Source organism: Thermomonas alba (assembly GCF_022419205.1).
Lineage (GTDB): Bacteria > Pseudomonadota > Gammaproteobacteria > Xanthomonadales > Xanthomonadaceae > Thermomonas > Thermomonas alba.
Genome location: NZ_JAJOZU010000016.1, coordinates 1 through 4,830 on the forward strand (window position 1 = coordinate 1; position 4,830 = coordinate 4,830).

The following is a 4,830-nucleotide window of genomic DNA, read 5'->3' on the forward strand; positions in this document are numbered from 1 at the left end:
GAGCGGCCGAAGCAGGCATTGGGCGGGCTGACACCGAGCGCCTATGCCAGGCAACTGGCATCGGCTACCATCCAACCCGGACTCTAGATCGAACCGCTACTGAAGGTGGGGGGATGTCGGCAAAGCAGCGATGCCGGAACGGGGCAGGTTGAGGTTGTGCCAGCCACGCTCGGCCTTGAATCGTTCGAGGTCGAAGTACAGCTGATCGAGGTCCAGGAAGGCGATGTGCTGCCTCGTCAAATGCGCCGCATTGGGGGTGCCTTCATCCTCGCTGCCCGATACCCCGTCGGACTTCATGGCCTGGATCTTCGGGTACCAGTTCAGCACCACCTGGTTCTTCTGCAGGTAGGCCGTGGCGGGCTCAAGGTCGGGGCGCGGGGGCTGGAGGGTCGGAACCGGCCCCAGCTTGCGGAAGGCGTCGCCAAATTCGGTCTTGATGCCGTTGATCTCTTTCTTGAGACGGATCGTCTTGAGCGGCTTCGTGCCCAGGTTCCGGATGACCGGCAGGATGAATTCGATGCGTTCTTCGTTGGCGGGTAATCCTTCATCTTCCAGGAACTTCCGGAACTGTTCCATGTAGTCGGCACGGACGCCGAAGATATGCAGCGTTTCGAGCAGGTCGATGTGCCTGGGCCGTTTCAGCGCCGCGGGGAGGGTTGCACGCACGCTGCGCTTGAGGCTCATGCCGTAACCCTTCAACCGCACACCGCGGCCGAAGAGCTGGATGATCTGCGCGCCCTCGCTGCGCCCAACGTTCATCAGTCCCATGGTGCTCACGCGCCAGCTGCTCCAGCCCTCGGTGAACTTCTTCGAACCAATGAGCACGTTGATGGCGGAGTGCGGCTTGTCCAGCTCGTGGAACAACGATCCGGAGAATTCCCGCTCGGCGACATGCAAGCCGCTGGTTTCGCACAGCTTCACCAGCTTGGTGTCGTCACCGACGTTGATGACGCCAAAGAACGCGTTGTCGCCCACGCGCACGCCGATTTCGCCGGCGGCACCCTTCAGGTTCTCGACGTGCAGCAGGCCGCCTGCGGGAGCGTTGAACAGGGTCGCCAGTGTTTCGTCGAAGATCTGTTCGGGCGACAGACCGCAGGTGTTCAGGTAGGCGAAACGGCCCGTGAACAGGTTCTTGCCGGTGGCCGTCACCAACCCATCCTTCAGCACGCGCCGGATGCGCTCGGTGCTGTCCTTGCGATTCGCCACGTAGGCGGCCAGGAACTTCAGGATGGCCACGACGTCGGACACATCCTTTTTGTCCTCCTTGCGTACGGCATTGACGCTGCCGCCCACGAAGACCCACAACGGCTTTTCGATGTTGAACGGGCGCAGGCTCGCTTCCTGTTCCCGGTACAGCCGCTGCTGCTGGAAGAACGACAGCAGGCAGGCGGTGAGGTAGGTCCTCATCCATTCCTCGTTGCGATCGTCCTCCAGGTTGAGGATGTGGTAGTCCTTGCCGAAACCGTCGCCGTAGAACCAGCGGTAGGAATAGTCGAACAGCGTGCTGCGCGCGTAGAGGTCGGTCAGATCGCGGTTACCGGCCACGGCCTGCCCGAAGGTGGCGGAATATTCGAACGAGAAGCCCTTTTCACACAGCGCGTTGCGGAACTTCATCCAGGCCCCGTCGCCGCCTGCCGAAGCACCGCGGTGCCCTTCATCGACGAGGACAAGGTTGTTGCCCTCGAAGGCATCCACCGCCACTGTCTTCTCGCCCATCTCCTCCTTCAGCTTGGTGACCTCCAGGATTTCCACCGCACGGCCGGCGAACAGGCCGCGTCCGTCCTTGTTGAAGATCTCCGCCTCGATACCCGACTTCTGGAACTCGCGCAGATGCTGCTGCGACAGCCCCTCATTGGGCGTGAGCAGGATGATCCGGTTCAGCTCGCGCGAAAGACCATGTGTTTCCAGAAACCGCTGGTACTGGAGGATGTTGGCATGCATGAGCAGCGTCTTGCCGCTGCCGGTGGCCATCCAGAAGGCGATCTTGTTGAGCTGGAGGCGAGGCTCCTCAGACTCGTCCAGTGCCGCGATCCGGTCCGCTTCCGGGATGTTCTCGTTCAGCGCCGCAATGCGCGCGTTGAGCGCCTGCCGCAGGCCGGCGGGGTCGCGGAAGTAGCGGTCGAGGTAGATTTCCGTGAACAGCAGCGCCAGGTACTGGAAGTACTTCCAGACGATCGGTTCTTCGCCCCGGGTGATGCGCCGGTCGTTGAGGTCTTGCGTGACCGAAACGATGGCCTGGTCGTACTCCAGCAGCTGCTCGTCCGTCAGCTCCGGCCTGTTCTCCGGGGGCAGGTGCAGGCACAGGGCGTGGTGGAAGCGGTGGATGTTGTCCGCATCCAGTCCTTCCAGCGACTCATCCTTCAAATGGGCGGCAAGCTGGTCGAAGCGCTCGACACCGAACAGACCGAGCAGCCACTGGTTGAGGGCGAGCTTGCGGTTGAACGGCAACGACGCGCGGGCCGCGGCGGCCCGGCCGCGCGCAGACGCCTTGGGCGAAGCTGCATCGTTCTTGCGAGGACGTCCGCGCGGCATCAGGCAGCCTCCTTCCGCTTGTCGCTCATTGGATGGCAGCTACGGCGTTTGTTGATCATTTTTGATAACAAAGTGATCGACAAGGCGCCTTGTTGTGAATGGGTGAGCATCAAAACACCTCCCTGCCTTCGGCGATGTTGAGCAGCGCCGGAAAAACCAGCACCGCTGAGCGGCGCCCGCTGGACTCCATTAACTCTTTGATAATCTTGTGTTTTTTGAGGACGCCCAGAAACCGCCGGGCGGTCGGCGCCGGGATGCCGGCCATCTGGACGAAGTCCGAGGCGCTGAAGATGGGGCGGGCAAACAGCCACTCCAGGGCGTGGACCGCGTACTGGGAGCGGGTCATCTCCGGCAGGCGGAGTTTGAGGCTCCCATGCAGTTCGAGGATGGCCTGAACACGACGCAGGTTCTCCTCAGCCTGGGTCCGCACGGCTTCCAGGAAGAAGCCGCACCATCCCGTCCAGTCGTCGTCCCGGGAGACGGCCAGCAGCCGTTCGTAGTACTCGTCCCGGTGTGCCTCCAGCCAGGCGCTGAGGTAGAACATGGGCCGCCGAATCAGGCCCTTCTGCCACAGGAAGAGGGGCACCAGCATACGCCCCAGCCGGCCGTTGCCGTCCAGGAACGGGTGCAGGGCCTCGAACTCTGCGTGGAGGATGGCAAGCTGGATCAGCCGGTCTGGCGCCTCCTCGTGCAGGTATCTCTCCCAGGCGCTCATGGCATCGGGTAGCTTGTCGGCGCCGATGGGGACGAACCTCGCCTGCTCGATGGCGCAGCCGCTTGGGCCAATCCAGTTGGGAATGCGCCTGTACTCCCCCGGCGCCTTATTTTGGCCCCGCACCCCGTCTAGCAGCACCCGGTGCATCTCGCGGATCACCCGCTGGGACAGGGGCAACTCTGCCAGGAGTCGCTCGGCCTCGCGCATTGCCGCACGGTAGTTCAGTACTTCGCGGATGTCCTCGCGGCGCTCGGGGGAAATGTCCTCCCGGCCCGCCTCGAACTCCAGCACCTCGCCCATCGTGGCCTGGGTACCTTCGATACGCGACGAGAGCACCGCTTCCTGGGTGGTCAGCGGCGAGAGCAGGATGTCCGGGTTCGGCACGGCGGCCAGCATGCCATCATAACGGGCGACTGCCGCGGCCGCCGGACCGATCAGCGGGATAAGCCGCGGCCAGTCCAGCTCCCGCGGGGGGAACCGGCCCTCGTGGTAATGGACCGGAGCCATTACACCCCCTCCGTATCGAACATCAGCCGGAAGAAGTCCTCCTCGATCAGGCGCACCTTCCAGGTGTCATCCGGGGCCTTGAGGTTTTCCAGGTTGTTGTCGCCGTTGACGTAGATCAGGTCGAATTCACTGTCCTTGCTGGAGTAACCCTGCTTGCGGAACCATTCGTCCAGCACCAGGTTGTCGCGCTCGATGCCTTCCGGGGTCTCGCCGCCCGGGCGCTTGCGCCAGATGACGAGGGTGCGGCGGCCGTCGGGCGTGGTGCCGGTGACGGTGCGGAACCACCACGGGCCTTCCGGGTCCTCCTTCAACCGGCCGTCCAGCAGCAGCCGGCGCGGGGCATCGGCCGGCAGGTCCGGATCGTCGTCGCGGCGGAACGCGGCGCTGTAGGTGCGGGGCGCGGCGATGTGGTCCACCTTGAGGCCGACCAGCCAGTTGAAGGTCTCCAGCAGGTCGACATTCACCTCGCGGGACTCGTCCGAACCCGGGCGCTTGACCTTCAGCCTGTAGGCCGTGGGGTCCATGAAGGCGGCCACGTTCAGCAGCGACTGGCTGCCGCGCGTTTCCACGTCCAGCATGTAGCGCAGCAGGTACTGCTCCCGGAAGCCGTCCGCCCCCTGGGCCTGCGGGCTGTCGAGCAGGCTCTGCTGCGCCTCGGTGCGGCGCAGTTCCAGGTTGTTCAGGGTGTCCTCGTAGGATTCGAGGCGGATCACTTTCATGATCCGCGGGCTGCGTTCGGCTTCCTCGGTGGTGGCAAGACGTGCGGGCTTGCCGTCCTTCCACTCGGGGGTGTAGGTGACCTTCTTCAGACGGGAGAGAAGGACGGTGTCGAAGTGGTCGCCTTGCTCAACAAGAATGAACCTTCGTTGTTCGCCGTCTTCTCGATTTAGCCAAATCGCCGCATGGCCTGTAGTGCCTGATCCCGCGTAAAAGTCCAGGACAACATCCGACCTAGGGAAGGTCTGAACAACTCCGCCACTTTCGGCGAGAATGGATCATCGGTTCAAGGGTGAGTTCGATGCAGCTGTCGTTCGGAGATGCCGAGGGGATGGGCCGCAAGCGCACGCGGCGCGAGG

3 protein-coding genes and 1 pseudogene are annotated in these 4,830 nt (G+C 63.5%); all 4 read right to left on the bottom strand.

From position 1 onward, the window contains the following. Nucleotides 1-96: 96 nt before the first annotated feature. Nucleotides 97-2,532, bottom strand: a complete 2,436-nt coding sequence (locus ML342_RS11430) for a DEAD/DEAH box helicase family protein (protein WP_240127153.1) — start codon at nt 2,530-2,532, stop codon at nt 97-99. 109 nt (nt 2,533-2,641) lie between these two features. After that, complete coding sequence (locus tag ML342_RS11435; protein WP_144326902.1) at nt 2,642-3,754, bottom strand: Fic family protein; 1,113 nt, start codon at nt 3,752-3,754, stop codon at nt 2,642-2,644. Further along, entirely contained in the window at nt 3,754-4,473 is a 720-nt protein-coding gene (locus tag ML342_RS11440) for a hypothetical protein (protein WP_240127154.1), read from the bottom strand. Before ML342_RS11440 ends, ML342_RS11435 begins: the two co-directional genes overlap by 1 nt. Nucleotides 4,474-4,599: 126 nt before the next feature. After that, nucleotides 4,600-4,746 (bottom strand): annotated as a pseudogene (locus ML342_RS11930) (DNA methyltransferase); the annotation flags it as partial. Nucleotides 4,747-4,830: the final 84 nt, after the last annotated feature.